This is a genomic window from Vibrio sp. D54 (assembly GCF_021728075.1).
GTDB classification, from domain to species: domain Bacteria; phylum Pseudomonadota; class Gammaproteobacteria; order Enterobacterales; family Vibrionaceae; genus Vibrio; species Vibrio alginolyticus.
In genome coordinates this window covers 1-16,363 of sequence record NZ_JAKKCS010000011.1, presented here as the reverse complement: position 1 = coordinate 16,363, position 16,363 = coordinate 1, and the positions used below count along the sequence as shown (strand labels likewise).

The following is a 16,363-nucleotide window of genomic DNA, read 5'->3' as shown; positions in this document are numbered from 1 at the left end:
TGAAATTGATTTGATTTTCAGGTAGTAAGTTGGGATCAATGTTAATATTTGCTCACATTAAAGAACACTTTATGAGCTAAAAAGAGAATTCAGTAGCACGATAAAGAAACCGTGCTACTTTCATATTTGGCGTTTAAGAGGGTTTTGTCTCTGTCATCGTTTTTAATATATCCACAACTAGCTGATGATCATCTAACTGCGGTAAACCCGATACCGTCACAACCCCAACCAAACCAGACCCAGAAAGCCGAATTGGGAACGCGCCACCATGAGCGCAGTACTCACGAGCATCGAGATGAGGCTGATTTTCGAAATCACGTTGCTTTTGCTTGTTGTACAGAGAAAGATAGTAAGAGCTGTGGCCATACCTTAATACTGAGTTTCGCTTCCTACGGACCCAATCTACATGATCAGCGCAGGTTCCTGCCATCGCGTATTGAAATAGCGTTTGTCCAAAGCCGTAAACCTCAATAGCAACAGCCGCGCCGCGAGCTTCAGCCTCTTCTTTTAGAGCGAGGCCGATAGACCACGCAATATGGTGATTAAATTCCGCCAACTGAAGTTCATGCTCTTGCAGGGCCACGAGTTCAAGCGTCAAACTCATGGTTTCACCTGAATCGTTTTACCCGTTTTACTGCTTTCCAATGCCATCTCAATCAGAGCGATATTCTGTACTGCTTGAGCGGCAGGAACCGGGTTATCAGTGCCCAAACGAATGGCGTCTGCCACACCAACAAAGTAAGCTTGGTACGCGCCTCTCTCCGTTTTGATAGTTTGCGCACCGTCTTCGTCGTAACGGACGCCGTATAACGCCTCATCTTCTTCCGACCAAGCATCGTTTTCCGGCAAACGGCCTTCTTTTAAGTAGCCCTCTTGAGGATCTAATCCGAACTTTTCATATTTAGCTTCCGTACCCAATACTTTGTAGCGGAGATTCGGCTCTGGGCTATACAAGTTTGAATGTAAATGCACAATATGCTCAGGGTAATGAAGTATCAAGTTGTAATAATCAATCGTTGTCGCACCCGGGCGCATCATTCGACATTGTGCGTCTATCGCATCTGGCAAGCCAAACAACACCAATGCTTGATCGAGAAGATGAGGAGCAAGGTCGAATAGAATACCACCACCATCTTGGGCTAGCTCTCGCCAGCGTTGACGAACTTCAGGGCGGTAACGGTCAAAGTGTGACTCGAATAGCTTTATATCACCTAACTTACCTTGTTCGATAAGAGATTTAACCGTGAGAAAATCTCCATCCCAACGTCTATTGTGAAAAACGCTCAGCACCAGACCTTTCTCTTCCGCCAAGGCGATAAGTTCATTACCGTCTTCTATACGAGTAACAAACGGTTTCTCGACGATGACGTGTTTCCCATTGTTCAACGCACGCTTTGCAAGTTCGTAATGTACGTCATTTGGCGCAGTAATGATTACGAGCTCTGCATCACTATCATCGAGTAAAGTATTCGCATCAGAAAACCACTTAGCATCTGGCCAATCATTTTGAACCGCGTCCTGTTGACGAGAGCTTATCGCGCTCAGCGTTAAATTTGGTAGCGCTTTAATGAAGGGTAAATGAAACGTTTTTGCTGAATATCCGTAACCAATCACAGCGGTTTTTACGGGATCGTAAGCCATTCTAAGATTCCTTATTTCGGTGACACAACAATACATTCAATATCATTGTGATCGAGGAGTTGTTGAAAATCTGATTGAGGAGGATGATCGGTAATAATGATGTCGATCTTTGACAAATCACATACGTGGTGGAAATTGTCGCTACCAATTTTTCGGGATTCACAAACGACGATGACCTGCTGAGCTTGAGCAATCATCGCTTGTTTCATTGTTGCTTCTAACAAACTATTTGTTGTCAGCCCTCGGGATGACAATGCACACACGCCAATGAACGCTTTGTTCACGTGATACTGCTGCATTTGCTGCTCTGCTTGCGCCCCTAAAACTGCTCTGGCATACGGGTCAAAGTGTCCGCCTAAGAAATGAACGTCCATTGTGTCGTTTGTCTCAGCAGCGGTCAGCACATCAATGCTGTTAGTAACGACGTTGAGCTTGTTTTCTCCACAACGCGCTTTTCCTGCATAGAGTGGGAGCAGAGATAAAATGGTGCTGGTATCAATAACAAGATGGTCGCGCTCATCCAACAACGCTGCGGCAGCTTGAGCCAGTCGATGTTTAACGTCACTCACGGGTCGACTCGCGTATGCCTCGGTATGGGAAGAGATCGGCGCAAGCATGACACCACCTCGTATTCTTTGTAACCCAGGTTGCTGACTCAACTTAACTAAGTCTCGGCGAGCTGAATCTCGCGAGATACCAAAGTACTCACAAACTTCAGACAACGTTACTTTGTTTTGCTGCTCCAGCTTCGCTCTGAGTGCTACGAGTCTTTCTTCTTGTGTCATAACTTAAATTCACTTAAGTGATTTTAAGTGAACTTGCCACAATAATAGAAAAATTACCAACAAAACCACTTACAACCAACTCAATTGACCAAAGGTTAACCAAAGATAAATGAGCAGCAAGGCAAAACTTCCTAGGACGGTACGTTCACTCAAACCCACATAGTTAGGCGTATGAAGTTTATTTATACCCGTTTAAAACAACTGGCTCATCTAGCCCTAACTTCACTCTATTTCTTTTAATAAGCGCTTTTGGTAGTGGAATAAACCCAGCATTTCGTACCTGTTGTGTATTGTGGTCGGTTGTAAGGAGTTCAAATAGCTTTGATTTTTTGATCTTCTGATTAGTGTCGAATTGTTTATTTATATAAACGTAATAGACCACGGAAAATGGATAGCGAAGAGAATAGATGCAATCTGTGCTCAAAGAGCATGAGTCATCGTTATGATGAACAGAGAGAGCCTTGTAGCTCGACCACTGTTCTGAGTATTTAAAATCGGAGTATCGCATATAAGCTTTGGCTGAAAAGTCGTCGCTTAAAGCCCGTTTCAATCGGTCTTCATCAAGCATTTGAATCGATGATTGACAACCATTAGAGCTCACATCTGGGTTACTTAAACGCATCTCCCCGAAAGCATACGTATTTGCATCACAGCGTTTCAATTCACTAACGGAAACACTATCTACCGTACTCTTTTGACTATTGATTACGACAATAGCGTTTGCCATTAAAAACAAACGTGTAGGCCTGTGGTCTCTTTCTCGTTGAAATCGGGAGATGTTTTCATCTGACCATTTCTTAGATGTGATCGCAATAGAGGCTCCGTCATTTAGCATGTCGTTAAAACCACCAGACTGAGATGCAAGCGCTACATTTACACTTGGCTCATCTATCAATGTTTCTATCGTTTCTAATATTTCTGGTTCGACAAAAATCGATGTTCGAGCCTCAGAGTCAGCAAATGCCAGCGGTGAAATCAAACATGAAGCTAGAGCAAAGAAAGGCAAGACTTTAATTTTCATAATTCAACTCCAACTTCGAATTAGGTGTCAACTCGCTGTCCGAACTAAATATAGTCCACGCTTGTTCAGTACTTTCAGCTTTCGTGTTTACAACAGCAATTGTGCGCCTTTCCCGTTTTTTTAGTTGTACCGTCAATGCCGTATTCTGATAAAACTCTTGCTCTTCAATTCGATTATCTTGAATGCCGTTTCTCACTAGCAATTCTCGTATAGCTGCCGTCCTTTTCTTTGCCAACGCTTTGTTGTATTCGAGTGACGCTTCAGGGCTTGTGTCTCCTATCAGTATGACTTGCGCATTTGGGTTACTCTGAAGCAGTGCTTTCAACTCGCTTAGCGGCATATCATGAGATGGCGTTACCTGATGCTCATCCATCGCAAAGAAAAAACTGATCAGGTGTGTCTGCGAGTCGTTGACCCAATTCGCACAGCCTTCACTGTCAACAACGACACCTTTTGGCGTATCTGCGCAGTTATCTCGTTGGTTTATCACACCATCACTATCATTGTCTTTAAGGTCGTAGTACTGGTAAGTGGTCAACGTCGTATTCGGTGATTCAGCACAGCCTGCTAACATGAAAACTAGAAGACTCGTAACTGCGAATTTATCCATTATTGTTCTCCTTCCAGTTCTCTGGATACTCAACTCGCAACGCATAAGTCAGAATCCCCATCGAGTTGAATAAACGGTAAGTGGCAACCAAATGATCGTACTTTGTTCGGGTATAGTTCCGTCTCGCAACAAACGTTTCAACTTTGGCATCTAATACATCTAACAAACTGCGTCGCCCTACATTGAACTGCTGGATGTACCCTAATTCAGTTACTTTCGCCGCATCAACGTTGACTTTTAAAAACTCCATTTGCTGTTGAAGCAATGTATGTGCGTCCCATGCCAGCCTTACACCTTCATTCGCATCTAGTTCTGCATTTGCTCGAATAGCCCTCGCCTCCTCTACTCTCCAGGCGGATGACTCCACTCGGGAGTCTGTAGAAAAGCCGTTAAAAAGATCGTAGTTGACCGTCAGCATAACCTTTGCATCTTCGTTAATGCCTTCAATATTATCCACGTTGTCTGTTTTGTTGGCTGACAGCTCAAGCTTGAGCTCTGGGTAGTAATCCCCCTTTTCTCTTTTTACTTCATGTCGAGCCGCCTCTAAATCTTTCATCGCCGACTGTATGGATGGGTGCAACCTAACCGCTTGTTTAAGTGCTTCGTCAAGCTTATTCGGAAGCAATTCCTGCGGGTAAACAGGCTCAACTAAGTTTTGCGGCGCTCGACCAACTAAACGTACAAATCTTGTTCTAGCATCGGAAAGATTGTTTTGGGCGGCAATCAATGAGGACTGTGTTGTCGCGACACGCGAAGAAACCTGTGCTAAATCGGAGTTGCTGGTTAAACCTTTTTCTTTTTTATCTAGAATGAAACGGTAGATCTCTTGGTGTTCACTTAAGTTTCTTTCTGTCAGTTTCATCAACTCTCGGGCATGTAAAACGTCCACATACGCTCTGACAGTATCTAATGCGACATTTTCCGCAGATGCCAATAAGCCTAAGCGTTCAGCTTCAGCCTCGTAAGATAGGCGATCAACATCAGCACTTGTTTTAAATCCATCAAATAACAGTTGGGAGATTCTTACGCCCATCTCCGTTCTTTCTAATGTTCTATCTTCACTGTCGATGTAGTTTCCGTTGTTATATCGAGTACCTTCGTACCCTGCTGCTGCATACAAATTAACCTGAGGAAGAAATGAACCATTTATGGCATTTCGGTCTCGTACCATCGACTCATAGCGAGAATAGCGAGCAAGCAAACTGGGGGAGCTATCGAGAGATAACGTAACTGACTCCTCTAAAGTCAAAGCGTTTGGCGACGATGATACTGCAAACAAGACCAATAACGTTGATTTAAGCCGCATCTTATATCCTTATGTCTATCTTTCTCTGAGCGAATTCTCTTTCGCACGTAATATAGGTTTTAACCAATAATTCAGTACTGTTTTTTCTCCTGTAAGAATGTCTACCACAACCTGCATTCCCGGGATGATCGTAAACTTATCATCAACCTTGAAAGTAACGTTGGCACGGTAGTAGGCATTGCCCTCTTCATTTTGAAGTGCATCGGCGCTTACGTAGGTAACTTCTCCTTCTAGGCCTCCGTAAATGACAAAGTCATAGGCAGACAACTTTACCGTTGCCGGCAGGCCAGGCCTTATAAAGGCGATATTCTGAGGAGAAATTCTCGCTTCAACGATTAACGTGCTATTACGAGGGACTATTTCTAAAATAGGCTCACCCGGCTTAACCACACCTCCGATGGTTCTGACAAAAACATCTTTGATGGTTCCATCGACCGGAGAAAGTAACTGCGTTCGATTCAACTGATCCGCAATCGCCTGACGACTTTCATTGAGCTGCGCTAGTTGCGTCACAACTTCATTGAGCTGCCCTTGTGCCTCTGCCCTAAAAGCAAGCGCAGTACCACGATAATCTGCGATGGATTCAGAATACACAGCCCTTTGCTTTTGGGCAGCAGCTTGTGAACTCGCGATGTCTCCTTTGAGCTTTATAACGTCTCTATTCAGTTTTAATAATTCCACTTCAGCCACCGCGCCACTAGAAACCACCTCTCTCAACATATCTCGCTCTTTCGAGACAATAACCAGACTGCTTTTTAGTGTTTGAATGGTATTCAAGGTATCTAGATAAGCTTGCGATTGTTGCTCAATTCGCAATTTAGCCTCCTCCAGCTCAGACTCCAGTTGGCTCAACCGCTCAAGATAGTTTGCTTTGGCATTCAGATAGGCAGAGTGGCCGGTCATCGAAATATCAAATGTCTGAGGCTCGATACTCACTTGTTGTTTCCAATCCAGTTGGAGGCTATTCACTTTTACCGTTTCTAATTCAATTTGAAGCCTCTGCTTTCTGGCGAGCAAAGATTCAACTTGTTCAGAGGTCTCCGAATAGGTCGACTTAAACCTTGTATCATCCAGAATGGCGATGGTTTGCCCCTTAGTGACGCTTTCACCAGGCATGACAAGTAACTCCTTTAGAATGCCTCCCTCTAAGCTCTGAATCGTCTGAACAGACAAAGTAGGAACAACTTTTCCTTCGCCGACAACCACTTCGTCTAACCTCGCCCACGAGGCCCAAATAATCACACTCAGCACTAACGCGGCAGACAACCAAATCAACGTTCTCGAACGGTTTGCTAAATGAGCATTACTCCAACGAACTGTGCTCATCATTGACCTCCTTCGCGTACAATTGATACTGCGCGTACTCTGTTCGTCTTCGCGTTAGACTGTTGTTTAGCAAAAATTTCTTGGGGCGCTCCTTCCCTCAAAATTGTGCCTTTATCAAGCACAACAATTCGATCACAAAGCGATAATAAGGAATGTTTATGAGAGCTAATAATCATCGTCGTCGAGTGCGGCAACGATTTGAGAGCATTAAACAATGCATTCTCAGCAGGCTGGTCTAAGGAACTGGTTGGCTCGTCTAAAATTAATGCTGCTGGGTTTCGATAAAAAGCTCTTGAAATCGCTACAGCTTGCCTTTGCCCCCCCGACAAATAACGGCCTCCTTCTCCGACTTGCGTTTCTAGACCATGAGGAAGGCGACTCATGTACTGGTTCAAACCCGATAATTCTATCGCACGGCGTAATCGTTCTTGATCAATAACATGATGTCCTAATACTATGTTTTCCATAATACTGCCGTATATAAGATGCGAATCTTGGCCAACCCAACCCGTTTTCTCTCTTATCAATTCGGCAGGCCAAAGCTGACTGTCAATGTCATCGAAATAAACGCTGCCCTGTGAGGCACTGAGTTGATTGGTCATAATGGAAAGGAGTGTAGACTTTCCTGCTCCTGCACTACCAATAACGCCAACGCGTTCGCCTTGCTTGATAGTAAGATTAATATCTCTCAAACATGGCATATCAACATCTGGGTATTGGAAGCTCACGTTTTCTAAACGTATATTCCCTGTAAATTCGGCAGACGTAATGACCTGGCTGCGTTGCGCCTCCTGAGGTAAAGACATGATAGAATTTAAGCCTTCAACCGCTGTTTTTGTCTGTTGATAGCGAAGTAACAGCATAGCTAACTGGTTAATCGCCCCCGCAGCACGACCGCTAAGCATGACAATAGCAATGAGCCCCCCCATGCTGAGCAATCCCTCAGAAATTCTGTACACGCCTGTTACAAGTAACATTACGGTAATTATCTGCTGGCTAGATTGAATGGAGTAAGCAACGATATTCGAATAGTTTCGCGATTGATTTTGCCAATCAGAAAGCATGGATACCGTTTGCTCCCAACGCTTTTGTGCTTCTCCCGTAGCGTTATTTTGCTTAATCTCTTTTAAAGAGGACAATGAATCAAACAAGTGAGCTTGTCGCTTCATGGATAGTGCAGCACTTTCCGTATGTGATTGTTCTATTTTTGCTTTTACCGCAAAGCCAAGGATCAGCAGGGTAAACATGACGGCAATAGGTATGAACATCATTGCCCCACCTAGCCAACCTATTAAGACTAAAAATAACAACGTAAATGGGAGATCAACTAAGGTCACAAGAGATGCAGAAGTAAAAAAATCGCGAACACTATCAAAATCTTGTAGTTGTCGAGCGAATGCACCGACTGATGCAGGACGGTGTTCAAGTTTCATCCCCATAACTTTAGAAAAAAGTATCGAAGAAAGCTTGTTATCGATGTACTTACCCGCGGTATCAGTGACAACTCCCCTTGCTTTACGCAATAGCCAATCAAAAATAATGATGACGGAGACACCAGCGACCAAAACCCATAATGTACTGAAAGCTTGATTAGGCACTACACGATCGTAAACGTTCATAGTGAAAAGCGGAATAACTAGCGCTAGCGTATTGATAAGGAAAGAGGCAATCAAAAGATCTCGATACCACGGAGACATTTCTTTCACTACGGCGAAAAGCCAATGTTCATTATAATCCGCTTGAATAGAACTTATCCGTTTGTCCAGCTCTGGACGCATAGAAACTTGCCATGCTTGAGGCTGGAATTGATTATGCAGCTCCTCGCTCGTGACGTATTGCGTTTCACCTTGATCTTCACTAAATAACGTGACTTGATAATCGCTGTTATGTCGCTCAGATATAATAGCGGGTTGTAACGTCTTCCTATTGATTACCACCAATGGAAAGCTCAACATTGCGGTGGATTTTAAATCGACTAATGTGAGTTCAAGATCGGCTCGCTCAGCGGCTCTGATGAATAAGTCACTATCCAATCTACCCTCAACAAGAGGTAATCCAGAAAGCACCTTTTTTGTATGGTGTCTAACCTCAAAATAGCGCATCAACCAAGTTAACGATTGCACCCAAGGATCGTTAGTCTGCTCACTTGATGAGGATGAGTGATGCTTCATGACATACCACCTACTAGCAAGTTGTTGTCATCAATCATCTTCTGTAAGACATTTTCTTCGGCTACGCCAGTCGAGTCACCTTTGTAAAGCTGATCAAGAGTGACGCCCTGCATAAGAATCTGTTGTTTTGTCCCCGCCTCTTCTGGTTTTATGTGAAGCGTTACGCCATCATCATTCTCTGTTAAATCGAGCTTATTATCGACTTCTGTTATCGAGCTAGCGGTGATTATAGAGGCAATGTCAATTGTGTCATTATCATCACCAATAGCGGATATTTGGAAATCGTTGATCACATCGTACGAGGGCTTTAACTCGTTACCGAGCCCTGAACTATCAAACTGGAATACATCGCTGCCACTTCCTCCAATAAGCAAATCATTAGCATCTGTCGCAAGTAATGTTTGGTCACCCTCTTCCACTAAGGCAACATTGACTACCTGAGCAGCACCTTCTGCGACAGTAGCACCCAGTGTTGCAATCGGTTTTATCGACAACGTAAAATCACTTGCACCGCTAAACCCGCCAACGATGGAAAGATCAGCGACATCCTCTTGATCAACAGTATAAATGCCGTTCAATCTTTCACCATGACTCAACTCTAGATCTGTTGGTAATCCGCGAATCTCCACACTTCCAAACTCTTCGGGTGCAGGGTTGACTAAATTCATGCTCAACCCTAAAGGAATACTCCCAGACGCTTCAGACACAATAGACTGATAATCGGCCGTTAGTGTTGGCTCATCAGCTTCAGGGGTAACAACAATGGTTAGATCGGTGGTTTGCACATCTCCAAAATCGGTTTCGAGTGTCCCTGACACTATCGCTTGATCAAACGTTCTAACATTGAGAGCAACATCCATCGTTCCAAATGCATCCTTCGGAACGAACTCCAAACCTGACACTTCATTTGCTCGCACTAATACCGTCGCCACGACATTGCCCGCGTCATCGAAGGTAAAGGATGAGAATTGAGTTCCAATACGAATCCTACCTAAGCCTTCCAATGCAGAGGGTTCAGAGCTTGCTTTGATCAACATCGACACTTCTATATATTCGTTGCTATTTGTTTCAAAACCGCTCGCTAAAAAGTCAATCGAAATGGAATCACCTTCATCTCCAGTGAACGTGTTAGAGGTTGTATTCAACGATACATCGTCGCCAATCGGTTTTACGCCGACGTTGAACTGAGAAGTGGTATAGTTATAGTCGTTTGATCCAGACTCTTGGGTAATAGCTTGCAGTGTTAGTGAAATATCCCCACTAAAATCTAGTGGCGGTAGAAAGTAAACCTTATCAAGTTGCGCTTGAGTTAGCTGCCACTCCTTGCTCTCACCATCCGTTGAACCGTTATCAGGGAGTAATTCGAACGTCCCATTATTGTCCCAAACCAACACGGCTCCGTCTGGCACTCCTGTCATGACCAAAGACATCGACTCAGAACCATCTTGATCGATTAATGATGCAGATAAGTTTCCTAAATAAATATAATTATCTTCATCACCAACTACGTCTTCTGTTTCCAGAACCGCTTTATCAACCACTGGGGCAACGGTAACGGTAACTTCTGTTGATTTAGTTTGAGTATCTTTCGCACTGTCATTACTTAAACAACTTCCCGTGACTTCATCAGTAATGTTTGCGTCAACGGAAATAACAAGCTCTCCACTGTAGTTTTCAGGTGGGATTAACTGAATTTCGTTTAGACGCGTAACATCTGTCACTACCCATGTTCCATCACCGTTGTCAATGAGTAGGCTCGGGTCCACGGCAGTAAACCGCGCATTCTCGTCAGACACAGATAAAGAAACCCAATTGACACTTTCAAGGCCAGTCGCTGCGTCACCTTCTCCAGTAATGGACTGCATTGGCCCTTCACTATCGCCCAATACAAGAGCAAGATTCAGGTTGGTTATAGTATCTTCTTGAACCGTAACTTGGCTTGGTGCTATCGCGATATCATCGACAGCAGGAGAGATTTGTACCGTAATGGTCTGAGAGGTTGTTTTCGAGTCACCATCGCATGGGGCCGTTTCTGTCACTTCTAAATTGAAAGTAATGCATCCAGCAAAGTCCTCATCCACGCCAGTAAGCGTCAAGGAAGACAATCCAGCGCTAGAAATTGAATAACCCAATAGATTGCCTGCATTATCATAAGCAGGTATCACCCCTTCGCCAGTAAGCTCGACTCCTTCAGGTAAAGAGTCTGCGGCGACAAAGAAGGAAACTAAGTTACCATCACTACTCGCCACATCAGGGTTTAAAAACGCCCCAATTGAGACATCTTCACCTTCTTTACCTACAATATCCCCACTTTGAACGCTTCCTGGTTCACCAGGATCAGCACACTGGTCTCCATCTCCTTCATGGCCAGTAATTTGAATTTGGAACTGGCCTGTGATGTATTGGGCATCCGTTCCATCTCGAACATACGCTAACACATTCACATCAAGTATCTCTGTGTTAGATGGGCTATAAATCGATGCGCCAGCAAGCAAATCTTGAGCGGTTTCCAACACGCTATCACTTGTGATTCCTTCCATTGGAATCAGCCAGTTCCCATCGGCATCTTCAGAAGCACCATTCGGATGAGTAACAATGAGGTCTTGACCCTGCGGTATCTGTAAAACGATGTAATCGAGATACTCTGAACCATCAATATCCGCTTCTGTAAATGTAATGCCTCCACTCACGTCAACAGCAGACCCATCCGTACTTGTGAATACTTCAGTCGCGCCTTCTAAACGTGTTTTGTCAATATCTTCATTACCAATATCCACTTTTCCAGAAACCACGACGCTCAAAGAGCCATTGATTGCCTTTACATCAGTCTCCAGCGTAGGAGACGTGTCTGTCACTTCGTACTGAACTTCCAGGCTAAACGTCCCACTTAGGTCTTCATTAGCTTTTACAGTGATTCGTCCACTGTTTAACAACTCAGATAATGTTGCCGAGCTACCATCGAGTAGTTCATTGAGTTCTAACGGTAAGTTACTTTCCTCTACTGCATTACCATCAAAGTAAAGTGTTAAGCCATCTGGAATGGATACAATGGTGTATCCTGTCAAGGACTCACTAGAATCTATATCTTGATTAACGACAGGCTCAAGATTTAGTGTGATGAAATTGTCCTCAATACCATTGCTTTGTAATTCTTGGCCGTCAGTTTGATCAACAATAGGTGAGATTTCCATTTCCACTTTAAGAGGGGTTTCAGCAGAATCACCATCCGGCTCTGTTGAAACGACGATAACATCCATGCTCAGTGTTCCACTAAAATCTTGCTCTGTTTTGAGATAAGTGTTTTCAAGAACAGCGTTCGAGACCTGATAAACTGGCCCCGTTATTGGGTCCACGTAAGCAATTGGAAGAACAATAGGGTCACCATTTACATCTGTCAGTTGTGTTCCCACAGGGATGTTCTGAAGCAAGATATTAATTTCTTCTGATAGATCGTCGTCTGATGTCTGGATGATAAAATCCAGTTGTATCAGGTTATCTTCGTCTAACGTAGAGAGATTACTAATTACTTTAGTCGCTTGATCATATTGCCAATTCCCCTGTCCACCATCTAGGACAATTGGTTCATCGACCACGCCTTTTAGCTTAATATCAATGGTTGCAGATTGGCTCTCAGCGGTTTCATTAATAGGTGCTAAGCCATCAATAGTCGACTCTGTTGAAATGGCGGTTACTTGAAGGGATAGAGATTCAGTAAATGAGCTGATATCCGATTTTGGTTGAAGTAACGCCTCCGAATTGGCTAGAGCATTGGAGGTCACTAGGTAGGTATTAATACCGATAAGCGTAATCCCAGCTCCGACAGGCAATGTCCAACCATCTTGAACTTCTATGCGATAAGACAGAGACTCCGAGCCATCTGTGTCAGTGAGCCGCCCTAGGATGTACTCTTTTAAGTCAATCGCTTTGTCTTCAAGCCCCTGAATGTTTTTAACGGTCAGCGTAGGCACATCGGCATCTGGAGATATATCGACAACAACTTGCTCAGTGATCTCCGCTGTTTTATCTTGCTCATCGGCAAACACACTACCCGACTCAGTCGTTACTGCCGTTACATCAAAAGTAAATCTTCCGGCCAAGTTTTCGTTAGATGTGATTTCAATTTGATCTAACTCGGATTGGCTATACGCTTTCCCTTCCTCAATAGCACTTCCGTTAAGTGTTAATATAAGTCCATCTGGAATATTCGAAATTTGGTAGTGGAGCGTTTCAGAACCGTCTTGGTCAAACTTTTCAGCAACAATATTGAGTGAAAGTGATTCAGCGGAATCTTCAACACTTTGATAAGAAAAGTCCGAATCATTAGACCACTCTGGCAAATCTGCAACCGGTAAAACGTTAACATTTAACGTGTTATTGCCTTGTAATACAAAACCATCTGGTTCGACATCAGATACGATTAATGCAGACACTGCTAACGAAACTTTGATAGTGTTGCCCGACAGGTTTAGTGCTGGTTGATAAGTGAGATCACCATTTGGAACAGTGAATATACCCACCCCCATTAGCTCTGTACCAGAAAGACTAATAAATCCGTCATTATCATCATCTTCAAGGCGCGCTCCGTCTAAAAACAGAGCCCCTCCTTGTAGAGATTCAACAGAGATCCTTATCGCTTCAACACGCTCATTATTCTCCGTATCCCCAGGAGAAACTCTAATCGGTAACGCGACTGGCGTGGGGTCTCCACTGTTATTCGCGCCATTATCTTCTAACGTATCTACATTAACGGTTCGAATAAAGCCCCTAGCATCATCAAGAATTAATTGAGCTTCACTGCTTGCTTGGTCACCGTCTGCATCCGTCACAGTTATCGTTAGATCATCAAGCAAACCACCTACAGGCGTATTAACAATAAGCTCGGTAGTTAGCGTAAATGTCCCATCTTGAGCAATAGTCAGCGTTCCATATTTTAAGTTACCATCACTACTATTGATTAAATCGATGGTCCAAGCATCATTGCTAAATACCGAACTCGCCGTATCGTATGTTTCACCTGCATAGGTCAAACTTGAAATCAACGTGCCATCTGAACTGATTAAGTCGGCATTATTGCTAAACCAGTTTCCCGAAAACTCATCCCCCTCGGTAAGTTCAATTTCTATTGGTGAGCTTGTGTCTTCAGGGATATCATCTACTACACCAACGGTATATGTCTCAGCTTCAGACTGGTCGCCATCCTTATCAACGGCATAAATTGAAAAACTGAGTTCTAATGTGTTCTCGTCTGCTGGAACACCGTCAGGTTCATCGTGTTCAAGTGCGCGGTATAGATCAAACTCGACAGTCCCATCGGTATTAAATCTAATTCTGAAGACGTCTTGCTCGCTTTCATCTCTTGCATATAACCAACCATTCGAGTCCGGTGAATCAAGCGAAACCAGGCTACCACTACTTGTTTTATAGCCGAGCGCATTGAACATATCGATATTCACGCTCACACTGGCGATAGAGTCTGAACCTTGTAATAACGTAATGGATGGTGACGAGCCCTCGATGCCAGAATCAAGCGAATCATCATTCAACCCGCTTTCATTGACTGTGATTCCCTCTGTAATTACTAGTTCCGGAAACAAGCCATCATAGACCAGTATGTTGGACTCCGTAGAGATCTCGCTTCCATCAGAATCTCTCGCCACGATGGGCATAGAGATCGACAATTGCGTCCCATCACCTAAAACATGGTCAAGCGAGTGATAAAGCTCTACAGTTACATTAACGGTAGACGTATCATTTGATGGCAAAGAGAAGTCACTAGGTAACGTGACCCTAAATATAACGTCTCCAGTGTCAGAAATTGCGTCAAAGCTTCCATCATTGTTATCGTACCAAGTGACAGCCTCTCCGTTATAAGTAACAGCATCACCAAGTGTAGTTTTGACAGTATCTCCATCATTTATGTCAACACCCAGATACACAATCGGATCGAATGATGACGTAACTATCACATCCGTATTCGCTATGGCTGAAACCCCATCAGGAGCAATGTTTGTATCGACAGGTGTTTCGGTCAACTCGACATTGCCACTATTGATTAGCGCTTGTCCATTGTCGTTATCTATCACATTAATGTCTAAAACGACCGACGTGTTATCTTGGTCTGAGTCCATTGCAGTAACAACGAGAGGCACGTTTGGATCAATATTTTCTTGTTGGTCGAGAGCCTGAAAAAGCTCAAAGGAGTAGGTAATGTCGCTATTTGCATCAATAGGTAATGAAGCATTGAGGGTAGCTTGAAAGATGGGAATCTGAGTTTGCCCATCTTCGTCAAGAATATAACCATCAAGTGTTTTGCCATCCGCAGAGACTTGATAAAGCACAACTTGTTCACCACTCGTCAACAAGGGTTGTTCAGAGACGATGAACGACAAAGATTCGAGGTAATCACTGCCAACCTCAACTTGAAAATTCCCTGAGCTCAACACACTTCCATTTGCGAGATCAGATTCTTTTACTTCTACCCCATTCAAATTATTTAAAGTTGGGTCTGCGCCATCCTTTAGAACATAGTCAATTTCATTCTCTACAAGCGGTGTGGCATCTAAATCTACGCCACCAATGGTCAACGGGAAAGTGACCGTATCACTGCTATTGAATTGATCGATAGGGTGCTCAAGAGTAAGCGAAATTGAAGCTAGTACATCGTTACCCGACTCAATGCCACTCAATGTTAACGTAAATACAGTGACACCATTGGCAAATGCTGTAATTTGCTTTCCACTGGAACTTAACGTGTAGCTAAGCTCATTATCAGAGACTGAGCTTGTAAGCCCTAATGCTTCTAACTTAGTAATAGATGACCCACCGAAATACAAACTACTCGGATCCGGATTGTCAGATCCCGCGACAATATTGACAGTTCCTTCAAAGTTCAATATCGGGCCATCCAAAGGGACTTCTGTTACGTCTATAGTCGCATTGCCTACGTAACCTGCTTGTCCATCAGTAATGTCAATGGTCGCGTTAGCCAAGCCATAGTCTTGGGAGTCATCTGCCGCTAAATAGCTGAAAGACACACTTTGCTCGACCGAATGATCTAGGTTTCGATCTGCATCAAACTGCCAAGAGCCATCAGAAAATACGGTTAATTCGCCTTTTTCTAAACTAAAACTTACGGATCCCCCCTCTAGAATTGACTTCTGCTCCCCGCCAGCCTCTACAAATTTCACATAAAGTGTTCCATCAAGATCAATGTCATTTTCAAGTAGATTGCCCGTAATTGTTTGATCTTCTACGACTGAGTATGTGTCATCTCTAATCACCGGATCAGAGTCATAAATAGTAATCGTTAACGGTGCCACAACCGTCTCTTGTGTGCCGTCAGCATCACTTTGAATGCTTTCAACCAATACGTTAGTCACCAGCTCATCTTGACCTACACCATGATCAATCGCTTCATAAAAAGTAATTTGAACCGTACCATCATCATTGACTTCTGCTGAGAAAACTAATCGGTCGTCAGTCGATGTTCCTTGTAAGCTCAAC

9 protein-coding genes are annotated in these 16,363 nt (G+C 43.7%); all 9 read right to left on the bottom strand.

Annotation, left to right across the window (positions count from 1 at the left end; all coding sequences use genetic code 11):
* Positions 1-133: 133 nt before the first annotated feature.
* Positions 134-604 (bottom strand): heme-degrading domain-containing protein, encoded by a 471-nt coding sequence (locus L3V37_RS14965; RefSeq protein WP_053306491.1) that lies wholly within the window; start codon positions 602-604, stop codon positions 134-136.
* A complete protein-coding gene (locus tag L3V37_RS14960; RefSeq protein ID WP_130544904.1) occupies positions 601-1,641 on the bottom strand; it encodes an oxidoreductase in 1,041 nt (346 codons plus the stop codon). The genes L3V37_RS14965 and L3V37_RS14960 overlap by 4 nt, the downstream gene beginning before the upstream one ends.
* Positions 1,642-1,652: 11 nt before the next feature.
* On the bottom strand, positions 1,653-2,426 hold the full coding sequence (locus tag L3V37_RS14955; RefSeq protein ID WP_130544903.1) for a DeoR/GlpR family DNA-binding transcription regulator: 774 nt from the start codon (positions 2,424-2,426) through the stop codon (positions 1,653-1,655).
* Between the two features lie 178 nt (positions 2,427-2,604).
* A complete protein-coding gene (locus tag L3V37_RS14950; protein ID WP_237306522.1) occupies positions 2,605-3,447 on the bottom strand; it encodes a phosphate ABC transporter substrate-binding protein in 843 nt (280 codons plus the stop codon).
* Positions 3,437-4,057 (bottom strand): OmpA family protein, encoded by a 621-nt coding sequence (locus tag L3V37_RS14945; RefSeq protein WP_137281949.1) that lies wholly within the window; start codon positions 4,055-4,057, stop codon positions 3,437-3,439. Before L3V37_RS14945 ends, L3V37_RS14950 begins: the two co-directional genes overlap by 11 nt.
* Complete coding sequence (locus L3V37_RS14940) at positions 4,050-5,363, bottom strand: TolC family outer membrane protein (protein ID WP_064368370.1); 1,314 nt, start codon at positions 5,361-5,363, stop codon at positions 4,050-4,052. Before L3V37_RS14940 ends, L3V37_RS14945 begins: the two co-directional genes overlap by 8 nt.
* Before the next feature lie 15 nt (positions 5,364-5,378).
* Positions 5,379-6,692, bottom strand: coding sequence for an HlyD family type I secretion periplasmic adaptor subunit (locus L3V37_RS14935; protein ID WP_047102180.1), 1,314 nt, complete (start codon positions 6,690-6,692; stop codon positions 5,379-5,381).
* Entirely contained in the window at positions 6,689-8,860 is a 2,172-nt protein-coding gene (locus L3V37_RS14930; protein ID WP_130544899.1) for a type I secretion system permease/ATPase, read from the bottom strand. The genes L3V37_RS14935 and L3V37_RS14930 overlap by 4 nt, the downstream gene beginning before the upstream one ends.
* The coding region (locus L3V37_RS14925) for an Ig-like domain-containing protein (protein WP_237306521.1) at positions 8,857-16,363 on the bottom strand (7,507 nt) is incomplete at its 5' end. The genes L3V37_RS14925 and L3V37_RS14930, both read right to left, overlap by 4 nt.

What these genes read in the sequence shown, in the direction of transcription:
- L3V37_RS14940 (WP_064368370.1), bottom strand. Translation starts at nt 5,363, where the DNA reads ATGCGGCTTAAATCAACGTTATTGGTCTTGTTTGCAGTATCATCGTCG.
- L3V37_RS14935 (WP_047102180.1), bottom strand. Translation starts at nt 6,692, where the DNA reads ATGATGAGCACAGTTCGTTGGAGTAATGCTCATTTAGCAAACCGTTCG.
- L3V37_RS14930 (WP_130544899.1), bottom strand. Translation starts at nt 8,860, where the DNA reads ATGAAGCATCACTCATCCTCATCAAGTGAGCAGACTAACGATCCTTGG.
- L3V37_RS14965 (WP_053306491.1), bottom strand. Translation starts at nt 604, where the DNA reads ATGAGTTTGACGCTTGAACTCGTGGCCCTGCAAGAGCATGAACTTCAG.
- L3V37_RS14960 (WP_130544904.1), bottom strand. Translation starts at nt 1,641, where the DNA reads ATGGCTTACGATCCCGTAAAAACCGCTGTGATTGGTTACGGATATTCA.
- L3V37_RS14950 (WP_237306522.1), bottom strand. Translation starts at nt 3,447, where the DNA reads ATGAAAATTAAAGTCTTGCCTTTCTTTGCTCTAGCTTCATGTTTGATT.
- L3V37_RS14945 (WP_137281949.1), bottom strand. Translation starts at nt 4,057, where the DNA reads ATGGATAAATTCGCAGTTACGAGTCTTCTAGTTTTCATGTTAGCAGGC.
- L3V37_RS14955 (WP_130544903.1), bottom strand. Translation starts at nt 2,426, where the DNA reads ATGACACAAGAAGAAAGACTCGTAGCACTCAGAGCGAAGCTGGAGCAG.